We start from the raw sequence: 19,224 nt of genomic DNA, 5'->3' as shown, positions 1-19,224 counted from the left end.
CTCTCCGTGATTGCCTGTGGAGGCGGTGTAAGACCTCACCGGGAGTCCTCCTCTCGGACGGGGCGGTCGTCGGTGAAACAGGAAACCCCGAGGGTGACCAAGGGAATCCCCGTCCTTCAGGGCGGGGAGGAAGTCAAACCGGGCAGGGTAGGCGCGGCGGTCAACTCGTCGCCGGCGGCTCCTCCTCCTCGCTGAGCCGGTCCGCGCCCCGCCGGCGCAGCATCTTCAACCCCGGGATGCCGGCGACGGCCAGCTTCAGATCCCGGGTCACCTCCAGCAGGCTGTGAATGTCCGGCCCGACTCGGTCCAGGGTCGCCAGGATCGGCAGGACGTCGGCGGTGAGGTGCCGGGTCAGCCGGGGCAGCTCGTCGACCAGCCGTACCGCCGCCTCGACCTCGTCCTCGCTGAGCTGCTCCACGAAGTGCCGGGCCATCGGCGCACCGCGCCGCAACGCCGGCTCGAACTCGCCGAGCAGTTCGGCCGACCGGTCGGCGATCTGCTCACTGCGCCCGACGACCCGGCTCGCCCCGACCGCGACCCGGTCGGCGTCGGTGAGCAGCGTCTCCGCCGCCGCCGCGACCCGGGTCGCCGCCTGCACCGCCGTCGTGGCCGCCGTCGCGATCGACTCCACCCGGAGGGTCGCCTCCTCGGTCTCCTCAACCACCCGCTCACTGCGTTCCAGCAGCACCTCGACCCGGTCGACCACCGTGCCGACCCGCTGCACCAGCGCCTCGATCTCGTCCAGTACGGCGAACGCCCGGCCCGGCACCGCCGCGTACCCGGCGGCCAGCTGCCCGACCTGTGCTGCCGCCTGGCCGGCCTGGCTGGTGGCCCGACCGGCCACTCCGGCCGCCGCGCTCACGGTGCCGCTCACAGTCCCGGTGACGGCATCGGTCACCTGTCCGACCGTGGACCTGGTCAGTGCGTAGAGGCTCGCCGGCGTGGGCAGCGGGAAGGGCATCCCACCATTGTGCGGCCCATCGGCCACCATCCGCTCGCCAGCGGAGGCGAATCGTCCCGGTCGCAGCCGGTCTAGGTACGGCGACGCGGCTGCCGCTGTGCCTGTGGCTGTGCCTGCCGTGTCTGCCGCTGCGGCTGTCCGGCGGTCAACTGGCGGGTCGGTCGTTTCGCTGCTACCGCCCGGGCGGGCGCGGAGCCGGTCGCCTCGGCCTCCAACGCGGCCTCGACGGCTCGGCGCAGCGCCCGGTGGATGCGCCCGATCCGTAGCGCGTCGCGGCTGGACACCAGCAGCACCGGCGTCTGACGTACCTGCGCCCAGAGTTCGAGCTGGTGCGCGCCCCGGTCGTAGGAGTCGTCGAGCAGCCCGAGCAGCAGGTCGGCCAGCGGGACGACGATCAGTCCGACCAGGATGGAGCCGCCGACGAGTGCGATGGTGACGGTCGGCGAGGCGTTGATGCTCAGCGCGGTGACCAGCCCCAGGATCGCGGTGACCACCGGGGCGACGAAGGCGATGCCGACCATGCCCCGACCGGCGTACGCCCGCCAGTGGCGGGCACCGCGCCGCTGCCAGATCCGGTCCACCTCGGTCAGCGGGTACCGCTGCTGGTCGGACCGGAACTCGACGGAGGTGATCCGTACGGATTTGTCATCGTAGTAGGTGAACACCCCGGCTACCTCCTCACGCTTGTGGATCACGTTACCCACTCTCCGGTGATCGTCGTAGGCTGTCCCACAACGCGACGACGGGAGGTCTGACGTGTCCGGTCCGATGCTGGTCGAGGTCGGGGTCGAGGAGGGCGTCGCCACCATCCGGCTCGCCCGTCCGCCGATGAACGCGCTGAACGCGGCCGTACAGGAGCAGTTGCGCGACGCCGCGCGGACCGTCACCGACGACGAGCGGGTCCGGGCGGTCGTGGTGTACGGCGGCGACAAGGTCTTCGCCGCCGGTGCCGACATCAAGGAAATGGCCGAGATGTCGTACGTGGCGATGTCGGCGCGGGCCGCCCGGTTGTCCAGCGCGTTCGACGCGATCGCCCGGATCCCCAAGCCGGTGGTCGCGGCGATCACCGGCTACGCCCTCGGCGGGGGGTGTGAGCTGGCGCTGGCCTGTGACTGGCGGGTGGTCGCCGACGACGCCAAGCTCGGCCAGCCGGAGATCAAACTCGGCGTCATCCCCGGTGCCGGCGGCACCCAGCGGCTGGCCCGACTGGTCGGTCCGGCCCGGGCCAAGGACATCATCCTCACCGGCCGGATGGTCGACGCCGCCGAGGCCGAGCGGATCGGGCTGGCCGACCGGGTCGTCCCGGCCGACCAGGTGTACGCCACGGCGCTCGACCTGGTCCGTCCCTTCGTCACCGGCCCGGCCCAGGCGGTGAAGGCGGCCAAACTGGCCATCGACGGTGGCCTGGAGATGGATCTCGGCTCCGGCCTGGCCTGGGAGAGCCAGCTCTTCGCCGGCCTGTTCGCCACCGAGGACCGGGCCGAGGGCATGGCCGCGTTCGTCGCCAAACGCAAGCCGGACTTCACCGGCCGCTGAGCCCCGGCCCGCTGCCGGTGAAGGATGTCGGCCCGGCGCTGCCGGCCTACGGCGCTGCCGGCCTGCCGGCCTTGTGTACCGGGCGGTAACCTGCACGGGCCGGGTCGATCGGCCCGGCCCGATCGACGGGAGGCATCGGCGATGGTGGAACGGATCGACGGGCACGGCGGGGCACTCACCCTGGCCGCGGTGCGGGCGTACGGCGTACAGGAGCTGTTCACCCTCTCCGGTGGTCACCTGTTCCCGCTCTACGACGCCGCACACACCGCCGGATTCCCGATCTACGACGTCCGGCACGAGCAGACCGCCGTCTTCGCCGCCGAGGCGATCGCCAAGCTGCAGCGGCGTCCCGGGCTGGCCGCACTCACCGCCGGGCCGGGCGTCACCAACGGCATCTCCGGGTTGACCAGCGCCTTCTTCAACGCCGCTCCGGTGCTGGTGCTCGGTGGTCGCGCGCCGGCGTTCCGCTGGGGATCGGGCAGCCTGCAGGAGATCGACCACGTACCGCTGGTCGCCCCGGTCACCAAGCACGCCGCCACCGTCACCTCGACCGAGGAGATCCCGGCGGCGGTCGCCGCGGCGCTGACCGCCGCGCTCACCCCGCACCGGGGGCCGGCCTTCCTCGACCTCCCCCTCGAAGTGATCTTCTCGACCGCGGACCTGCCGGCCCCGGTCGCCGCGCCGGTGCCGGTGATCGAACCGGACCCGGACGACGTCGCCGCTGCGGCCCGGCTGCTCGCCGCCGCGCACCGCCCGGTGATCGTCGCCGGATCCGACGTGTACGCCGCCGACGCCGTCGCCGCGCTGCGGGAGGCGGCCGAGGCGCTGCAGGTGCCCGTCTTCACCAACGGCATGGGCCGGGGAGCGCTGCCGCCAGGCCACCCGCTCGCGTTCGCCAAGGCACGGCGGGTCGCGCTCGGCGGTGCCGACGTCGTCGCGGTGATCGGCACCCCGCTGGACTTCCGGTTGGGCTTCGGCGACTTCGGCGCCGCCCAGGTCGTGCACATCGTCGACGCGCCCAGCCAGCGGGCGACCCACGTACAGCCGGCGGTGTCACCCGCCGGTGACCTGCGGCTGATCCTGTCGGCGTTGGCCGACCACGGCGGCGACCGGGCCGACCACTCCGGTTGGCTGACCGACCTGCGCGCCGCCGAGGACAAGGCCAAGGCCCGCGACGCCGCCGAACTCGCCGCGGACAGCGACCCGATCCGGCCGGGGCGGATCTACGGCGAGCTGCGCGCGGTGCTCGAACCGGACGCCGTCACCATCGGCGACGGCGGCGACTTCGTCTCGTACGCCGGTCGCTATCTGGAACCGTCCGTGCCCGGCAGCTGGCTCGACCCGGGCCCGTACGGCTGCCTCGGTACCGGCATGGGGTACGCCATGGGTGCCCGGCTGACCTATCCGGACCGGCAGGTGTGCGTGCTGATGGGCGACGGCGCCGCCGGCTTCTCACTGATGGACGTCGAATCGCTGGTACGGCAGCAGCTGCCGGTGGTGATCGTGGTCGGCAACAACGGCATCTGGGGGTTGGAGAAGCACCCGATGCGGGCCATGTACGGCTACGACGTCGCCGCCGACCTGCAGCCCGGACTGCGCTACGACGAGATCGTCAGCGCTCTCGGCGGGGCGGGGGAGACGGTGGACCGGGCCGACGGGATCGGGCCGGCGCTGCGCCGGGCGTTCGCCGCCGGCGTGCCCTATCTGGTCAACGTGCTGACCGACCCGGCCGACGCGTACCCCCGCTCGTCGAACCTCGCCTGACGGGTTGCCGACCCGTCCGGGTCGGCAAATGCGTGGCGGAATGTCATACCCGTCGTTCATTGTGTGCGGAGACCAATGACGGGAGCGGGGATGTCGCACGCGATCTGGGCGGAAGGGCTGGTCAAGCGGTTCGGTCCGACGACCGCCCTGGCCGGGGTGGACCTGGCGGTACGGACCGGCACCGTGTTCGGGCTGCTCGGGCCGAACGGTGCCGGCAAGACCACCGCGGTACGGGTGCTGGCCACCCTGCTGCAGCCGGACGCCGGGCAGGCCCGGGTCCAGGGGTTCGACGTGGTGCGCCAGGCCCACCAGGTCCGCCAGGTGATCGGCCTGACCGGTCAGTACGCCTCGGTCGACGAGACGCTGACCGGTACGGAGAACCTGATCATGATCGGTCGGCTGCTCGGGCTGTCCCGGGCCGACGCCCGGTCCCGGGCCCGTGAGCTGCTGACCGAGTTCCACCTCACCGACGCCGGGTCCCGCGCGGCGAAGACGTACTCGGGCGGCATGCGCCGCCGGCTCGACCTGGCCGCCAGCCTGGTGGGTCGGCCGCAGGTGCTGTTCCTCGACGAGCCGACCACCGGTCTGGATCCGCGCAGCCGCAACGAGCTGTGGGAGCTGGTCCGTGGCCTGGTCGCCTCCGGTGTGACGGTGCTGCTCACCACCCAGTATCTGGAGGAGGCCGACCAGCTCGCCGACGAGCTGGCCGTGGTCGACCACGGCCGGGTCATCGCCAGCGGCACCCCGGAGGAGCTGAAGGCCAAGACCGGGGCACAGGTGCTGGCGGTGCGTCCGACGGACCCGACCACCTTGCCGACGGTGCTGGCCACGCTCCGGGAGCTGTCCGGTAACGAGCCGGCGCTGTCGCAGACGACGGTGACGGTCAGCACCGCCGATTCCGAGCTGTTGCCCGCCGTGGTGCGCCGCCTCGACGAGGCCGGGGTCAAGGTGGGCGAGCTGGCGTTGCGGGGTTCGAGCCTCGACGAGGTGTTCCTGTCGCTGACCGGTCACCGGGCCGAGCCGGGCGGCACCGGTCCCGAGACCACCACCGGCCAGCAGCCGACCGACCGGACCTCCCCGACCGGGTCCGGGCCACGACCCGACGCCACGATGGAGCAGATCCGATGACCGCCACCGCGACCACCGCGACCACCGCCGGTCCGCGACGTCCCGCCGGGTCACAGTGGGTCGGCCCGGTCGCCGGGCTACGCCACACCGGCACCCTGGCCTGGCGCAGCCTGGTGCAGATCAAGCACAACCCGATGGAGCTGCTGGACCTCAGCATCCAGCCGTTGATGTTCGTCCTGCTGTTCACATACGTGTTCGGTGGCGCGATCGCCGGTTCCCCGGGGGACTATCTGACCTTCGCCCTGCCCGGCATCATCGTGCAGAACGCCCTGTTCGCCACGATGACGACCGGGTTCGGCCTGAACACCGACCTGACCAAGGGCGTGTTCGACCGGCTACGGTCGCTGCCGATCGCACGGTGGGCACCGCTGGCCGGGCGGATTCTCGCCGACACCGTCAAGCAGGCCTGGTCGGTGACGCTGCTGCTGGGGGTCGGGATGATCCTCGGGTTCCGCATCGGCGGTGGGTTGCTCGGGCTGCTCGGTGCGTTCGCGTTGATCCTGGCGTTCACCCTGGCCGCCTCGTGGATCTCGGTGCTGGTCGGGGTGTTGGTCAGCGAGCCGGAGAAGGTGCAGATCTTCGGCTTCATGGTGATCTTTCCGCTCAGCTTCACCAGCAACGCCTTCGTCCCGACCGAGACGATGCCCGGCTGGCTACAGGCGTGGGTGGAGGTCAACCCGGTGACGATTCTGGCCGACGCGCTGCGGGGGCTGCTCGGCGGTGAGGCTGCCGCCGGACCGGTCGCGTACTCCCTGCTCTGGGCAGCCGGCATCGCCGTGGTCTTCGCACCGTTGGCCCTGGCCCGCTTCAAGCGGCGGACCTGACCCGCGTCGGCCGCCGGCGCGGACCCGGTGCGCTCACTGCTCGGGGCGCCGGTCCTCCCGGTCGGCGGCGTCCCGGCTGTGGGTGTCGGTCTCCGGACCGGGCTCGTCGGGCTGCCGGGTCTGTGCCTCCCGGCGGATCTCGTCCTCGCGACGACGCAGATCCTCCTCCCACCGCTCGAACAGCTCCCGGTCCTGCTTCGACTGCTCGGCGTCGAGAGCGCGAAGGAACTCCGGGTCGTCGTCGGGGGCGAGTGGGCGGTTACGTGGCGTCGTCGGCCCTGGTCGGCCGGGGCCGGTGAGCGGTGCACCGCTGCCGAAGGCGGGCCGGCGGCTGAGGAACCAGGCAGCCGGCCCGAGTAAGGGGAGGAGAATGATGACCGGCACCCAGAGCGCACGGGGCAGGGCGCGGACCTCACCTTTCTCAGCCGAGAGGCAGCTGATCAACGCCACTGCCATGAGCACGACGTGGAGCATGAAGAGGACGATGAACACGCGGGCCATCCCGCAATGATGCCCCGCTGCGGCGGCGCAGCCTAGTCAGCGCAGGATCAGGAGTGCACCCAGCAGGGCGTAACCGGCGGTGACCAGCCCCAGCAGCGGCACCTCGGCACCGATCTGTCCGGCGGCGGGCCGGCGTGGCCCGCGTGCCCGGCGGTAGGCGTAGCCGATCAGCGTGGCCCAGCCGACGACCGCCGCCGGGGCGGCGAGCAGCGCCGGCCCGCCCCGGTCGATCGCCAACCGGACGGTCAGCAGCACGACCAGGGTCAGGGCCAGGGCGGAGCGCCGCCAGGCCAGTCGGGTCCGCTCCGGCTGCAGGCCGGGATCGTTCGGCTCAGCCACGGGCGGCCTCGATCACCACGACGACGGTGAGGACAGCGGCTCCGATACCGACGCAGATGGCCAGGAAAGCGGGGAATCGGGACGCCGGGAGCTCAGCGCCGAGGCGCATCGCCCGTTCGGTGCGCGCCCAGTGGTCGACCGCCCGTACCGCCACGGCCCCGCCGAGCAGCATCAGGATGACGGCGAGGGCTTCCCGCAGGTGCGCGACGGACAGCTCCGGGAGGAACTGCGCGACGGCCAGGCCGCCGGCGACCAGGGCCAGGGCGGTACGGATCCAGGCCAGGAAAGTTCGTTCGTTGGCCAACGAGAACCGGTAGTCCGGCGCGGTACCCACCTGCCGGGTCTGGCTGGGATCGAACCATTGGCGCAGCGCACTCCACACCTGGCCGATTATCGACGACTAGACTCACCGACTGTGGCGGAGCTGACCGATGACGAGCGCAGCACTCTGAAGACCGGGGCCTTCGGCGCGGTCTACCTGGTGTCGAACGCTGACCCGGGGATCTTTTCGATGGTGCGGGAGAGCTTCGCCGCCTCGGACGCCTTCGCTGGCGCCAGTGGTCTGGTCAAGGACATACTGACCAGCGGTGAGCTGCCGAAACTTCCTCGCGACACGCCGGCGGCGGTGGAGGGACTGGTGTTGCCGTTGCTGCGGCGCTCGGTGGCCGTTCTCACCGCGAAGTCCCCGCACGACCTGGACGAGTACCGGTCGACGGTGCTCGGCGCGGTGGACCGGGTGGCGCGGGCCGCTTCCGGGGTCGACCCGGCGGAGCAGAAGATGATCGACAAGATCACCCAGGCGTTGGCCGACCCCTCCTGACCTGTCGTCCGGCCCGGGCGGTGGTGACGTTTCGCCCTTGGCTACTAGCGGGTAACATAGCCCGTGGGACATTCCACACCGCTGCTCGGTTGACCGATCGTTAAGGTAAGCGGCAGGCTGCGCCGAGAGCGGCAAACAGCACCACCTACAGGAGGGGTGTCGAAGCGCGATGAACATCGTCGTACTCGTCAAGCAGGTGCCCGATTCCGGCGCGGAACGCGCCCTACGTGGTGACGACAACACCGTCGACCGCGGCTCGGCCAACAACGTGATCAATGAGATGGACGAGTACGCGATCGAGGAGGCGCTGCGGCTCAAGGAGGCCAACGGCGGTGAGGTGACCATCCTCACCATGGGCCCGGACCGGGCGGCCGAGTCGATCCGCAAGGCGCTGTCGATGGGCCCGGACAAGGCCGTGCACGTCGTCGACGACGCACTCCACGGCTCCTGCGCCGTCGCCACGTCGAAGGTGCTCGCCACCGCGCTGGCCACCCTGAACGCCGACCTGATCCTCTGCGGTGCGGAGTCCACCGACGGCCGGGTGCAGGTCATGCCGCACATGCTCGCCGAACGGCTCGGAATCGCCGCGCTCACCGGGGCCCGCAAACTGACCGTCGACGGCGGCACCCTCACCGTCGAGCGGCAGAGCGAGGAGGGCTACGAGGTGGTCCGCGCCGCCACCCCGGCCGTCGTCTCGGTCTGGGACACCATCAACGAGCCCCGGTACCCGTCGTTCAAGGGGATCATGGCCGCCAAGAAGAAGCCGGTGCAGACCCTGTCCCTGGCCGATCTCGGCGTCGCCGCGAACGAGGTCGGCTTCGACGGCGCCACCAGCACCGTCGTCGACCACCACAAGCGTCCGCCGCGTTCGGCAGGGGAGAAGCTCGTCGACGACGGCGACGGCGGCGTACGGCTGGTCCAGTTCCTGGCGTCCGAGAAGTTCGTGTGAGCGGGGTGGATGAAATGGCAGAGATTCTCGTCGTCGTCGAGGCCACCGGTGAATTCGGCGTCAAGAAGGTCACCCTCGAACTGCTGACCCTCGCCCGCCGGCTCGGCGGCGAGGTATCGGCGGTGGTGCTCGGCGGGCCCGGCGCGGCCGCCGCGATGACCGACAAACTCGGCGAGTACGGCGCCACCACGGTGTACGCCGCCGAGAGCGAGGAGATCGACGGCTACCTGGTCGCCCCGAAGGTGACCGTCCTGGCCGAGCTGATCGGTCGGGTCCAGCCGGCCGCCGTCCTGCTCGCCTCCTCCCAGGAGGGCAAGGAGATCGCCGGGCGGCTCGCCGTACGGCTGGACAACGGCCTGCTGACCGACGTGGTCGACCTGGCAGCCGACGGCACCGCGACCCAGGTCGCGTTCGCCGGCTCCACCATCGTGACCTCCCGGGTGACCCGGGGGCTGCCGCTGGTGACGCTGCGGCCCAACTCGGTGGCCCCCGAACCGGCCCCGGCCACCCCGCAGGTCGAGCAGCTCACGGTGCAGGTAACCGAGACCGACAAGCTCGCCACGGTCGTCGAGCGGGTCGCCGAGCAGTCCGGCTCCCGTCCGGAGCTCACCGAGGCGTCGGTGGTGGTCTCCGGCGGCCGCGGCATCGGCAGCGGTGACAACTTCAAGTTGGTCGAGGAGTTGGCCGACCTGCTCGGCGGCGCGGTGGGCGCCTCCCGGGCGGCCGTCGACTCCGGCTACTACCCGCACCAGTTCCAGGTGGGGCAGACCGGCAAGACGGTATCCCCGCAGCTCTACGTCGCGCTCGGCATCTCCGGGGCGATCCAGCACCGGGCCGGCATGCAGACGTCGAAGACCATCGTCGCGGTCAACAAGGACGCCGAGGCACCGATCTTCGAACTCGCCGACTTCGGCGTGGTGGGCGACCTCAACAAGGTGGTCCCGCAGGCCGCCGAGGAGATCCGCAAGCGCAAGTGACACCAACGGTGTCCACCCACCGGGCCGGGACCTGACAAGGTCCCGGCCCGCCGGCGTACCCGGGTGCTCAGCCGGACAACGTGCCGCGCAGCAAGCTCTGCCCGGAGTGCGACGGATCGTTGTCGTACTCCTCCGCCGACACGTCGACCAGCCGGTAGGCGTCGAGATCGACGTTTGTCGGCAGCGGCATCAGCACGTCGGCGGCGTCGGCCAGCGTGCCGACCGGGAACATCTGCATCGTGTCCGGGTCGATCAGCCAGACCTGGTAGTAGCCGGCCGGCCGGGGCAGACCGGCGACGTGCAGGTGCAGCCGGCCGTCGTCGAACACCCGGGCCTCACCGGCGGCGTCGGCCGGTGCGTCGCCGAACGCGGCGAGCGCGGCGCTGGCCACCACCTCGGACCCCGCCGGTGGCGGGGAGACCAGCCGGACCACGGTCACCGTACCGACGACCCCGGCGATCGCGGCGGCGATCGCCGTGACGACCGGCACCCACTGACGCGGCCAGCGCCGCGACCGGCGACCGGGCCGCAGCGGCACGACCGGTGCCGGGGCCGGTACGGCGCTCGTCGGTGCCGGTGCCGGTGCGGCGGTCGGCTCGTCCACCCCTGACGGCACCGGGTCGTGGCCGGCAGCCGGCTCGTCGAGCTCCGCAACGATGCGCTGCCAGACGTGGTCGGCCGGTTCGGGCAGGTCGGTCAGATCCTGGGTCTCCGCGCCGACCTGACCGACATAGCGGATCGTCTCCAGTTCCGTACGGCAGCGCGGGCAGCCGGAGAGGTGACCGGACTCGCCGGCGTCCGCCTCGGTCTCACCGAGTGCCAGGAAGACCAGCCGGTCGTGTTCCAGGTGCGGCACCGTCCACCTCCCAACGTCGTCGCAGAACCGCCATGCCACGGCGGATGTGGCTCTTGACCGTGCCGAGCGGAACCCCGGTGACCGCCGCGATCTGCTGGTGGGTCAGGTCGTCGAAGAACGCCAACTCGAGCATCCGGCGTTGCTCGGCGGGCAACCGCGCCAACTCGTCGGCGATCACCAACCGGTCCACCACCCGGGCCGGATCCGGGCTGACGGCCGGTGCGGCGGCGCTGGCCTGCCGAACCGAGTCGGTGACCCGGTTCTCGCGGGTCAGTGCCCGGATCCGGTCGACCACCTTGCGCCGGGCGATGCCGAGCAGCCAGCCGAGCAGCGACCCCCGGGCCGGGTCGAACCCGTCACGCCCCAGCCAGGCGGCCACGAACGTGGCCTGCACCACGTCCTCCGCGTCGGCCCGGGTGACCAGGGTGGCCGTCGCCAGGTGCAGCACCGCGCGGCCGTACCGGTCGTAGACCTGCCGCAACGCCTTCTCGTCGCCGGCGGCGAACCGCTGTGCCAGCAGTTCGTCGTCACCGACGTCGGGTGGCGCCGGGTGACGGTCGGCACGGCGACCGCCGTCGGTGTCCCCGCTCACCCGGGACATCGCCATCTGTGGGGCATGCCTGACTGTAACTCCCACCGTTCTCGCTCCGACCGTGCCGCCCTGCTGGGAAATCCAGGTCACCACACGGTTCGGCCGTCGGCCGCCGAACGGATGCACCCGGCCGATCCGGACCGTTCGTCCGGGGCCCGGCCCGGTGCGGCGGAAAAAAGATCCGGCCACCCTGCATCCGCCTGCCCGGGCCCGGTCGAATCCCTCATCGCAAGGCCGACCGCCGAGGGCCCCGGCGCCGGAGCAGAGCTGCCAATCGTTTCCGAGGAGGAGAAATGCGCGCAACGTACTCTCGCCGGGCCGCTGTCGGAGCGGCCGCCGCCCTCGCCGCGTTCGTCGGGCTCAGTGCCGTGACCGCCACCCCGGCGTTCGCCGCGACGTCCGACGTCTCGGTGGTGCACGGCATCCCGGGCACCCCGGTCGACGTGTACGTAAACGGCGAGCGGACCCTGGAGAACTTCCAGCCCGGTGACGTCGCCGGACCCCTGGAGCTTCCGGAAGGCTCGTACGACCTGGCGTTGACCCGTCCCGGTGAGCCGGTCGCGGACGCGATCCTGACCGCCGACGACGCCGCCGTACCGGGTGGCGCGAACATCAGCATCGTCGCCCATCTGGGTGCCGACGGCGCGCCGACGATCACCCCGTTCGTCAACGACGTCTCGGCGACCGACGCCGGGCAGGCCCGGCTGATCGTCCGGCACACGGCGGCGGCCCCCGGGGTCGACGTACGGGCCGGTGGGGAGCCGGTGTTCCGGAACCTTACCAACCCCAACGAGGAATCGGCCGACCTGCCGGCCGGCACCGTCGCCGCGGATGTCGTGCTGACCGGCACCGACACGGTGGTGCTCGGGCCGACCGACCTGAACCTCAACGAAGGCACCGCCACCATCGTCTACGCCATCGGTTCCGCCGAGGAGGAGACCCTGAACGTGGTCGCCCAGACCATCTCCGGGCTGCACTCGGCACCGGACGGGGTGCCCAGCGGCACCGGCGGCCTGGCCGACACCGGGTCCAACACCGCCGTCTGGACCCTGGCCGCTCTGGTCGGCGTCCTGCTCCTGGCCGGCGGCGGGCTGTTCGCGGTCCGGCGGCGGGCCGTGGCCGGGCCGGCAGCGCGTCGGTGACGGTTTCCACCAAGGGGGCGCTGGCGGCCGTGGCCGCCAGCGCCGCCGCCCTGCTCAGCGTCACGTTGGCCGGCTGCGGCACCGACTCCACCGTCGGTGCCGACGAGGTACGGCAACTGGCCGAACCGTCGACGTCGGCCACGGCACCGGCGTCGACCGCGACGGTGCCGGTACGCCCCGGCGCGTTGCCCGACCCGGTCGCCGCGCTCGCCCCGACCCGGCTGGCGATCCCGGCGATCGACGTCGTCGCCCGGGTCGACCCGGTCGGCGTCGCCGCCGACACCGGCGAGTTCGACGTGCCGCCCAGTGTCGACGAGGTCGGCTGGTACAAGTTCGGCCCCGGCCTGGAGGCGCGGTCCGGGTCGATGGTGATCGCCGGGCACGTCGACGGCGCCGGTCAGGGACCGGGTGCCTTCTTCCGGCTGCGTGAGCTCGACGCCGGTGACCGGATCGAGGTGGTCGCCGGCGACCAGGTGCGCGAGTTCCGGGTGGTGGGCCGCGAGGAGTACGACAAGTCGGTGATCCCGCTGGAGCGTTACTTCGCCCGCGACGGCGAGGTACGGCTGACCCTGATCACCTGCGGCGGACCGTTCGACGAGGCGGCCCGGCGGTACCGCAACAACGTCGTGGTCACCGCCGTACCGGTCTGACCGCCGCGCGTCACGGGGCGGACCTGCACCGGTACGGCCGCCGCCGCCGCCGCGCCCGGACCGACGGATAGGCTTGTCGACGATGGCCTACCTCGACCACGCCGCGACCACGCCGATGCTCGACGAGGCGGTGGAGACCTACGTCGCCACCGCCCGTCGGGTCGGTAACGCGTCCTCGCTGCACGCCGCCGGCCGGGCGGCCCGGCGGACGGTCGAGGAGGCGCGGGAGCGGGTCGCCGCCGCGCTCGGCGCGCGACCATCGGAAGTGATCTTCACAGCCGGCGGCACCGAGAGTGACAACCTCGCGGTCAAGGGCATCTTCTGGGCCCGGGTCGCGGCCGCGCCGAAGCGCCGCCGGATCCTGGCCAGCGCCGTCGAGCACCACGCGGTCCTCGACGCCGTGCAGTGGCTCGCCACCCACGAGCAGGCGGAGGTGACCTGGCTCGCGGTGGACGCCGACGGGCGGGTCGCCGTCGACACCCTGCGGGCCGCCCTCGACACGGCCGCCGACAGCACGGCGCTGGTCAGCGTCATGTGGGCGAACAACGAGGTGGGCACGGTCCAGCCGGTGGCGACGTTCGCGGCACTGGCCGCCCGGTCCGGCGTACCGCTGCACACCGACGCCGTCCAGGCGGTCGGACAGTTGCCGGTCGACTTCGCCGCCAGCGGCGCGACCGCGCTCACCGTCAGCGGGCACAAGGTCGGCGGCCCGGCCGGCGTCGGGGCGTTGCTGCTCGGCCGCGACGTCGCCTGCACCGCGCTGCTGCACGGCGGCGGCCAGGAGCGCGACGTGCGTTCCGGCACCCTCGACACGGCCGGGATCGCGGCGTTCTCCGTCGCGGTCGAGATAGCGGTGAAGCGGCAGGCCGAGCACGCGGCGCGGGTCGGCGCGCTCCGCGACGACCTGGTCGACCGGGTACGCGCGGTCGTGCCGGACGCGGTCTACAACGGTGACCCGGTCGACCGGCTACCGGGCAACGCCCACTTCTCCTTCCCCGGCTGCGAGGGCGACGCGTTGCTGCTGCTGCTCGACGCGCAGGGCATCGCGTGTTCGACCGGCTCGGCCTGCTCGGCCGGCGTGGCCCAGCCGTCGCACGTCCTGCTGGCGATGGCGGCCGACGACGACCGGGCCCGGTCGTCGCTGCGGTTCAGCCTGGGCCACGACTCGACCTCCGCCGAGGTGGACGCGCTGCTGGCGGCGTTGCCGGGCGCGGTGGACCGGGCCCGGCGGGCCGGCGCGGTCCGGAACAGCCGGCCGGTCACCGGTTAGGCTCGACTCGTTCACCGGCTAGGCTCGACAGCGAAGCGACAGCGGGCAGGAGTGGGTACGGTGCGGGTGCTGGCGGCGATGTCCGGCGGGGTCGATTCGGCGGTGGCCGCCGCGCGTGCGGCGCAGGCCGGGCACGACGTGACCGGGGTGCACCTGGCGTTGGCCCGCAACCCGCAGACGTACCGCACCGGGGCCCGGGGCTGCTGCACGGTCGAGGACGCCCGGGACGCCCGCCGGGCCGCCGACGTGATCGGCATTCCGTTCTACGTGTGGGACATGGCCGACCAGTTCCACGCCGACGTGGTGGACGACTTCGTCGCCGAGTACGCCGCCGGGCGTACCCCGAATCCGTGCCTGCGCTGCAACGAGAAGATCAAGTTCGCGGCGGTGCTGGACCGGGCGGTGGCGCTGGGCTTCGACGCGGTGGTGACCGGCCACCACGCCCGGCTGGGCCCCGACGGTCTGCTGCGCCGCAGCGTCGACGAGGCCAAGGACCAGTCGTACGTGCTCGCGGTGCTGGACCGGGCGCAGCTGGACCGGGCGATGTTCCCGCTCGGCGACTCGACCAAGGCGCAGGTGCGTATTGAGGCCGCCGAGCGTGGCCTGGCGGTGGCTGACAAGCCGGACTCGCACGACATCTGCTTCATTGCCGACGGTGACACCCGTGGGTTCCTCACCGAGCGCCTCGGCAGCGCCCCTGGTGACGTGGTCGACGCGGCCACCGGGGCGGTGGTGGGCAGCCACGACGGGGCGTACGGCTTCACCGTCGGGCAGCGCCGTGGCCTCGGCCTGGGAGCACCGGCACCGGACGGGCGGCCCCGCTACGTGCTGTCGATCACGCCGGTCAGCAACACGGTGACCGTCGGCCCGGCCGAGGCCCTCGACGTGAGCACGGTGGTCGGTGAGCGTCCGGTGTGGATCGGGGGGCCCCGCCCCGACGGCCCGGTCGAGGCGATGCTGCAGGTCCGGGCGCACGGCTCGGTGGTGCCGGCGGTGGTCGAGGTGGGTGCCGACGGGATCCGGGCCGAGCTGCGCCGGCCGCTGCGAGCCGTGGCCGCCGGGCAGGCGATGGTCGTCTACCGGCCGGACCCGGCCGGCGACGTGGTGCTCGGCTCGGCCACCATCACCGGCTGACCCCCCGCCCGTTCCACCCCTCCCTTTCCCGGACCACCTCCCCGACGATCTTGCAGTTGTCGAGAGCTTTTGTCCGACTTGTCCATCGATAAGTGCAAGATCGTCGCGATCATGGGGTGGTGGGCGGGTGCGACTGGGTAGAGTCCGTGGCCGTGACCGACCCGAGTGAGTCTTCCCGGACGGACGATCCGGCCCGCCGCAGCGAGCCCTGGCCATGGCCGGCGGGTGCCGCCACCGGCATCGGCTCACTGCCCGGCACCGACGTCGCCGAAGCCCAGCGGATCGTGCTGGGTGAACTGCCGCAGCTGCCGCACCTGGCCGAGCTGCCGGCCAGGGGCCCGGGCGCGGAGCTGATCGGGCGCGGCGCGGCCTTCCTGGTCGACCTGCCGATCGAGCTGTACGCCGGCCGCTGGCGGGTCGCCGGCCGGCCGGGGCGCGACCTGCGACACGCACTCGACCTGCGGGAACGCGACCTCGACCAGCTGACCGAGCAGGCCGACGGGTACGTCGGGCCGGTCAAACTGCAGGCCGCCGGAGTGTGGACACTGGCGGCCAACCTCGACGTCGGGCTCGGGGGCCGGCTGGTCCGCGACCACGGTGCGGTCCGTGACCTGGCCGCCTCCCTCGCCGAAGGGCTGCGGGCGCACGTCGCCGACGTGACCCGCCGGGTGCCGGGTGCACAGGTGCTGCTGCAGCTCGACGAACCGTCGTTGCCCGCCGTACTGGCCGGAGCGGTGCGCACCGACAGCGGGCTGCACACCTACCGGGCGGTGGCCGCCAGTGTCGTCCGGGACCTGCTCGCCGAGGTGATCGGTACGGTCGGCGTACCGGTGGTGGTGCACTGCTGCGCGCCGGCGGTGCCGCTGGCGTTGCTGCGGGCCGCCGGTGCGGTGGCGGTCGCCGTCGACCTCGACCTGGTCACCGACCTGGATCCGCTCGGTGAGGCGATCGACGCCGGGCTCGGCCTGTTCGCCGGTGCCGTGCCGGGCGCCCCTCGGCAGCCGGGTGCCGCGCCGACCTCGGCGCAGGCGGCCGACGCCGTGCGTACCCTTTGGTCGAAGCTCGGTTTTCCGGCGTCTCAGGCCGCCGCGCAGGTCGTGGTGACGCCGGCCTGCGGGCTGGCCGGCGCGACCCCGGCGTACGCGCGGACCGCGCTCGCCGCCTGCCGCGACGCCGGCCGACGTCTCGCCGAGACGTAGCGGCGACGAGATGTAGCGGCGACGAGGGGAGGGCCGCCGGATCGTCGCGCGCTGCCGTGGCAGCGGTTACGGTTGGTGGCGATGAGCTATCACGATGACGGCGTCGACGGCCCGCCGGAGCGCCGCGGCTGGTGGACGATGTACCGCGGGTTGATCGTCGCGATCGTCGCCGTGGTGTTCGTGCTCTGCTTCCTGTGGTGCGCCGGCGTGGCCGTGTTCAGCCTGGTGCAGGGCGGCTGACGAGGCGGTGGCCGGAGTTGTCGGTGCCGGGCGATACGGTGCGCAGGTAGATCCGATCACGGAGGTCAGCCGGTGTCCGAGGAAACCGTCCCGCAGCAGGTCAGCGCCGCCCAGCAGGCGCAGGCGGGCCAGGAGCCAGACGCGGTGGCGCGGGAGCGGCACGCCACCCTGGCCGAGGAGATCGACCGGCACCAGTTCCGCTACCACGTGCTCGACTCCCCGGAGATCTCCGACGGGCAGTACGACCAGCTGATCCGCGAGCTGAACCAGCTGGAGGAGCGGTACCCGTCGCTGCGTACCCCGGATTCGCCCAGCCAGCGGGTCGGCTACGCCTACGCCGACCAGTTCGCGCCGGTGACCCACGCCGAGCGGATGATGAGCCTGGACAACGCCTTCGACGACGACGAGCTGTCGGCCTGGGCGGAGCGGGTCGAGCGCGACGCCGGCGGCCCGGTCGGCTACCTGTGCGAGCTGAAGGTCGACGGTCTGGCGGTCAACCTCACCTACGAGCGCGGCGTGCTGGTGCGGGCGGCGACCCGCGGCGACGGCCGGGTCGGCGAGGACATCACCCCGAACGTGCGGACCATCCGGCAGATCCCGGAGCGACTGGCCGGTGAGGCCCCCGAGCTGCTCGAGGTGCGCGGCGAGATCTATTTCCCGGTGGCCGCGTTCGCCGAGCTCAACGCCAGCCTGGTCGCCCAGGAGAAGGCGCCGTTCGCCAACCCGCGCAACGCCGCCGCCGGTTCGCTGCGGCAGAAGGACCCCCGGATCACCGCCGGGCGCGGGCTGCGCATGGTGGTGCACGGCATCGGTGCCCGGCGGGGCTTCGAAGCGGTACGCCAGTCCGAGGCGTACCAGCGGCTGGCCGCCTGGGGGCTGCCGATCAGCCAACGGTGGCAGGTGGTCGACGACCTGGCCGGGGTGCGCGAGGTCGTCGCCTACTTCGCCGCGCACCGGCACGAGGTCGAGCACGAGATCGACGGGGTGGTCGTCAAGGTCGACGAGGTGGCCATCCAGCGTCGGCTCGGCTCGACCAGCCGGGCCCCCCGCTGGGCGATCGCCTACAAGTACCCGCCGGAGGAGGTCAACACCCGGCTGCTCGACATCAAGGTCAACGTCGGGCGGACCGGCCGGGTCACCCCGTACGCGGTGCTCGACCCGGTCAAGGTCGCCGGGTCGACGGTCGGTTTCGCCACCCTGCACAACGCCGGCGAGGTGGCCCGCAAGGGGGTGCTGATCGGCGACATGGTGGTGATCCGCAAGGCCGGTGACGTGATCCCCGAGGTGGTCAGCCCCGTGGTCGACCTGCGGACCGGCACCGAGCGGGAGTTCGTGATGCCGACCGACTGCCCGGAGTGCGGCACCGAGCTGCGGTACGAGAAGGAGGGCGACGCCGATATCCGGTGCCCGAACCTGGACTGCCCGGCGCAGTTGACCCGCAAGCTGGAGTACATCGCCGGCCGTGGTGTGCTCGACATCGAAGCGCTCGGCGAACGGTCGGCGATCGCGCTTGTCGATTCCGGTGCGGTCACCAGCATCGGCGGCCTTTTCGAGTTGGATGCCGACCGGTTGTCGGCGGTGGAGTTCTTCCGCAATCAGAGCGGCGAGCTGACCGAGAACGCGAAGAAACTGCTGGCCAACCTCGACGAGGCCAAGCAACGCCCGCTGTGGCGGATCATCGTGGCATTCTCCATCCGACACGTCGGCCCGGTCGCCGCCCAGGCGCTGGCCCGCGAGTTCCGGTCGATCGACGCCATTGCCGCCGCCACCGTGGAGCAGCTGGTCGACGTCGACGGGGTCGGTCCGGTGATCGCCGCGGCCGCCGCCGACTGGTTCGCCGCCCCGCACGCCCAGGAGGTGGTGCGCCGCTGGCGCGACGCCGGGGTGCGGATGGCCGACGACGCCGCCGACGACACGGCACCGCGTCCACTGGCCGGGGTGACCGTGGTCGTCACCGGATCGCTCACCGGCTACTCCCGCGACGAGGCCGCCGAGGCGGTCCAGTCCCGGGGCGGCAAGATCAGCGGCTCGGTGTCGAAGAAGACCGGGTTCGTGGTGGTCGGCGACAACCCGGGGTCGAAGTACGACAAGGCGGTGTCGCTCGGCGTACCGGTCCTCGACGAGGAAGGCTTCGGCGTCCTGCTCGCCGACGGTCCGGCGGCGGCCGGGGCGCTCGTCCGCCCCGCGCCGGAGTCCGCCGAGTCGGCGAAGGCAGGCGAGCCCGCCGCGTCCGCCGGGGCCACCGCACCGCAGTGACAGCAGCGCCGTGAGCCGACCGGCCAGGGTGAATATCTTGCGCCGGCAACAATTGGTGTACGCCATTGCCGTCGGGACCGCAGTAT

At 72.4% G+C, this 19,224-nt stretch carries 21 protein-coding genes; 14 read left to right on the top strand and 7 right to left on the bottom strand.

Going from position 1 to position 19,224, the window contains the following annotated elements; translation table 11 throughout:
* Positions 1-160: 160 nt before the first annotated feature.
* Positions 161-961, bottom strand: coding sequence for a hypothetical protein (locus ACN28F_RS07580; protein WP_421357323.1), 801 nt, complete (start codon positions 959-961; stop codon positions 161-163).
* 71 nt (positions 962-1,032) lie between these two features.
* Entirely contained in the window at positions 1,033-1,656 is a 624-nt protein-coding gene (locus tag ACN28F_RS07575; RefSeq protein ID WP_421357322.1) for a DUF6232 family protein, read from the bottom strand.
* 73 nt (positions 1,657-1,729) lie between these two features.
* Here ACN28F_RS07575 and ACN28F_RS07570 point away from each other — a divergent pair, with 73 nt between their 5' ends.
* The 4 genes from ACN28F_RS07570 to ACN28F_RS07555 all read left to right on the top strand — a co-directional run bounded on the left by ACN28F_RS07570 (position 1,730) and on the right by ACN28F_RS07555 (position 6,213).
* Positions 1,730-2,497 carry an enoyl-CoA hydratase/isomerase family protein gene (locus ACN28F_RS07570; RefSeq protein WP_289211063.1) on the top strand — a complete coding sequence of 256 codons (768 nt, stop codon included), beginning with the start codon at positions 1,730-1,732 and terminating at the stop codon, positions 2,495-2,497.
* 141 nt (positions 2,498-2,638) lie between these two features.
* Positions 2,639-4,261: an acetolactate synthase gene (locus ACN28F_RS07565; protein WP_421357321.1), complete on the top strand. Its 1,623-nt coding sequence runs from the start codon at positions 2,639-2,641 to the stop codon at positions 4,259-4,261.
* A gap of 90 nt (positions 4,262-4,351) precedes the next feature.
* Positions 4,352-5,389 carry an ATP-binding cassette domain-containing protein gene (locus ACN28F_RS07560; RefSeq protein ID WP_289207340.1) on the top strand — a complete coding sequence of 346 codons (1,038 nt, stop codon included), beginning with the start codon at positions 4,352-4,354 and terminating at the stop codon, positions 5,387-5,389.
* Positions 5,386-6,213 carry an ABC transporter permease gene (locus tag ACN28F_RS07555; RefSeq protein WP_421357320.1) on the top strand — a complete coding sequence of 276 codons (828 nt, stop codon included), beginning with the start codon at positions 5,386-5,388 and terminating at the stop codon, positions 6,211-6,213. Before ACN28F_RS07560 ends, ACN28F_RS07555 begins: the two co-directional genes overlap by 4 nt.
* 33 nt (positions 6,214-6,246) lie before the next feature.
* Here the strand turns inward: ACN28F_RS07555 and ACN28F_RS07550 are convergent, their stop codons facing one another.
* Genes ACN28F_RS07550 through ACN28F_RS07540 form a run of 3 tightly spaced genes read right to left on the bottom strand, consistent with a single transcriptional unit; the run spans position 6,247 to position 7,435 of the window.
* Positions 6,247-6,714 (bottom strand): PLD nuclease N-terminal domain-containing protein, encoded by a 468-nt coding sequence (locus tag ACN28F_RS07550; RefSeq protein WP_289207338.1) that lies wholly within the window; start codon positions 6,712-6,714, stop codon positions 6,247-6,249.
* A 36-nt stretch (positions 6,715-6,750) separates the two neighbouring features.
* Positions 6,751-7,053: a DUF202 domain-containing protein gene (locus tag ACN28F_RS07545; RefSeq protein ID WP_289207337.1), complete on the bottom strand. Its 303-nt coding sequence runs from the start codon at positions 7,051-7,053 to the stop codon at positions 6,751-6,753.
* A complete protein-coding gene (locus ACN28F_RS07540; RefSeq protein WP_289207336.1) occupies positions 7,046-7,435 on the bottom strand; it encodes a YidH family protein in 390 nt (129 codons plus the stop codon). The genes ACN28F_RS07545 and ACN28F_RS07540 overlap by 8 nt, the downstream gene beginning before the upstream one ends.
* 33 nt (positions 7,436-7,468) lie before the next feature.
* Here ACN28F_RS07540 and ACN28F_RS07535 point away from each other — a divergent pair, with 33 nt between their 5' ends.
* From ACN28F_RS07535 to ACN28F_RS07525, 3 genes are all read left to right on the top strand, one after another.
* Positions 7,469-7,873 (top strand): hypothetical protein, encoded by a 405-nt coding sequence (locus ACN28F_RS07535; RefSeq protein WP_421357319.1) that lies wholly within the window; start codon positions 7,469-7,471, stop codon positions 7,871-7,873.
* 169 nt (positions 7,874-8,042) lie between these two features.
* Positions 8,043-8,822: an electron transfer flavoprotein subunit beta/FixA family protein gene (locus ACN28F_RS07530; RefSeq protein WP_421357318.1), complete on the top strand. Its 780-nt coding sequence runs from the start codon at positions 8,043-8,045 to the stop codon at positions 8,820-8,822.
* A gap of 14 nt (positions 8,823-8,836) precedes the next feature.
* Positions 8,837-9,799, top strand: coding sequence for an electron transfer flavoprotein subunit alpha/FixB family protein (locus ACN28F_RS07525; RefSeq protein ID WP_421357317.1), 963 nt, complete (start codon positions 8,837-8,839; stop codon positions 9,797-9,799).
* Positions 9,800-9,866: 67 nt separating this feature from the next.
* On the opposite strand, the gene ACN28F_RS07520 is transcribed toward ACN28F_RS07525, so the two are convergent.
* A complete protein-coding gene (locus tag ACN28F_RS07520; RefSeq protein WP_421357316.1) occupies positions 9,867-10,655 on the bottom strand; it encodes an anti-sigma factor in 789 nt (262 codons plus the stop codon).
* Positions 10,609-11,256: an RNA polymerase sigma factor gene (locus ACN28F_RS07515; RefSeq protein WP_289211062.1), complete on the bottom strand. Its 648-nt coding sequence runs from the start codon at positions 11,254-11,256 to the stop codon at positions 10,609-10,611. Before ACN28F_RS07515 ends, ACN28F_RS07520 begins: the two co-directional genes overlap by 47 nt.
* 284 nt (positions 11,257-11,540) lie before the next feature.
* On the opposite strand from ACN28F_RS07515, the gene ACN28F_RS07510 reads away from it, so the two are divergent.
* From ACN28F_RS07510 to ligA, 7 genes are all read left to right on the top strand, one after another.
* Positions 11,541-12,389 carry a DUF4397 domain-containing protein gene (locus ACN28F_RS07510; RefSeq protein WP_289207331.1) on the top strand — a complete coding sequence of 283 codons (849 nt, stop codon included), beginning with the start codon at positions 11,541-11,543 and terminating at the stop codon, positions 12,387-12,389.
* Positions 12,386-13,039 carry a class F sortase gene (locus ACN28F_RS07505; protein ID WP_289207330.1) on the top strand — a complete coding sequence of 218 codons (654 nt, stop codon included), beginning with the start codon at positions 12,386-12,388 and terminating at the stop codon, positions 13,037-13,039. The genes ACN28F_RS07510 and ACN28F_RS07505 overlap by 4 nt, the downstream gene beginning before the upstream one ends.
* 82 nt (positions 13,040-13,121) lie before the next feature.
* Entirely contained in the window at positions 13,122-14,309 is a 1,188-nt protein-coding gene (locus ACN28F_RS07500) for a cysteine desulfurase family protein (protein WP_289207329.1), read from the top strand.
* A gap of 60 nt (positions 14,310-14,369) precedes the next feature.
* On the top strand, positions 14,370-15,443 hold the full coding sequence (gene mnmA / locus ACN28F_RS07495; protein WP_421357315.1) for a tRNA 2-thiouridine(34) synthase MnmA: 1,074 nt from the start codon (positions 14,370-14,372) through the stop codon (positions 15,441-15,443).
* A 152-nt stretch (positions 15,444-15,595) separates the two neighbouring features.
* Positions 15,596-16,642, top strand: coding sequence for a methionine synthase (locus tag ACN28F_RS07490; protein WP_421357314.1), 1,047 nt, complete (start codon positions 15,596-15,598; stop codon positions 16,640-16,642).
* A gap of 81 nt (positions 16,643-16,723) precedes the next feature.
* Positions 16,724-16,882: a hypothetical protein gene (locus tag ACN28F_RS07485; RefSeq protein WP_421357313.1), complete on the top strand. Its 159-nt coding sequence runs from the start codon at positions 16,724-16,726 to the stop codon at positions 16,880-16,882.
* A gap of 72 nt (positions 16,883-16,954) precedes the next feature.
* Positions 16,955-19,138 carry an NAD-dependent DNA ligase LigA gene (gene ligA / locus ACN28F_RS07480; protein WP_421357312.1) on the top strand — a complete coding sequence of 728 codons (2,184 nt, stop codon included), beginning with the start codon at positions 16,955-16,957 and terminating at the stop codon, positions 19,136-19,138.
* Positions 19,139-19,224 lie beyond the last annotated feature (86 nt).

Origin of the sequence: Solwaraspora sp. WMMA2101 (assembly GCF_049179175.1) — a bacterium.
GTDB lineage: Bacteria > Actinomycetota > Actinomycetes > Mycobacteriales > Micromonosporaceae > Micromonospora_E.
Note: the sequence above shows the minus strand (reverse complement) of the source record. Positions and strands in the feature narration are given on the sequence as shown.

Coding starts and splice junctions, on each gene's coding strand:
- ACN28F_RS07580 (WP_421357323.1), bottom strand. CDS start 961: ATGCCCTTCCCGCTGCCCACGCCGGCGAGCCTCTACGCACTGACCAGG.
- ACN28F_RS07570 (WP_289211063.1), top strand. CDS start 1,730: ATGCTGGTCGAGGTCGGGGTCGAGGAGGGCGTCGCCACCATCCGGCTC.
- ACN28F_RS07565 (WP_421357321.1), top strand. CDS start 2,639: ATGGTGGAACGGATCGACGGGCACGGCGGGGCACTCACCCTGGCCGCG.
- ACN28F_RS07560 (WP_289207340.1), top strand. CDS start 4,352: ATGTCGCACGCGATCTGGGCGGAAGGGCTGGTCAAGCGGTTCGGTCCG.
- ACN28F_RS07555 (WP_421357320.1), top strand. CDS start 5,386: ATGACCGCCACCGCGACCACCGCGACCACCGCCGGTCCGCGACGTCCC.
- ACN28F_RS07550 (WP_289207338.1), bottom strand. CDS start 6,714: ATGGCCCGCGTGTTCATCGTCCTCTTCATGCTCCACGTCGTGCTCATG.
- ACN28F_RS07530 (WP_421357318.1), top strand. CDS start 8,043: ATGAACATCGTCGTACTCGTCAAGCAGGTGCCCGATTCCGGCGCGGAA.
- ACN28F_RS07525 (WP_421357317.1), top strand. CDS start 8,837: ATGGCAGAGATTCTCGTCGTCGTCGAGGCCACCGGTGAATTCGGCGTC.
- ACN28F_RS07515 (WP_289211062.1), bottom strand. CDS start 11,256: ATGTCCCGGGTGAGCGGGGACACCGACGGCGGTCGCCGTGCCGACCGT.
- ACN28F_RS07510 (WP_289207331.1), top strand. CDS start 11,541: ATGCGCGCAACGTACTCTCGCCGGGCCGCTGTCGGAGCGGCCGCCGCC.
- ACN28F_RS07500 (WP_289207329.1), top strand. CDS start 13,122: ATGGCCTACCTCGACCACGCCGCGACCACGCCGATGCTCGACGAGGCG.
- ACN28F_RS07485 (WP_421357313.1), top strand. CDS start 16,724: ATGAGCTATCACGATGACGGCGTCGACGGCCCGCCGGAGCGCCGCGGC.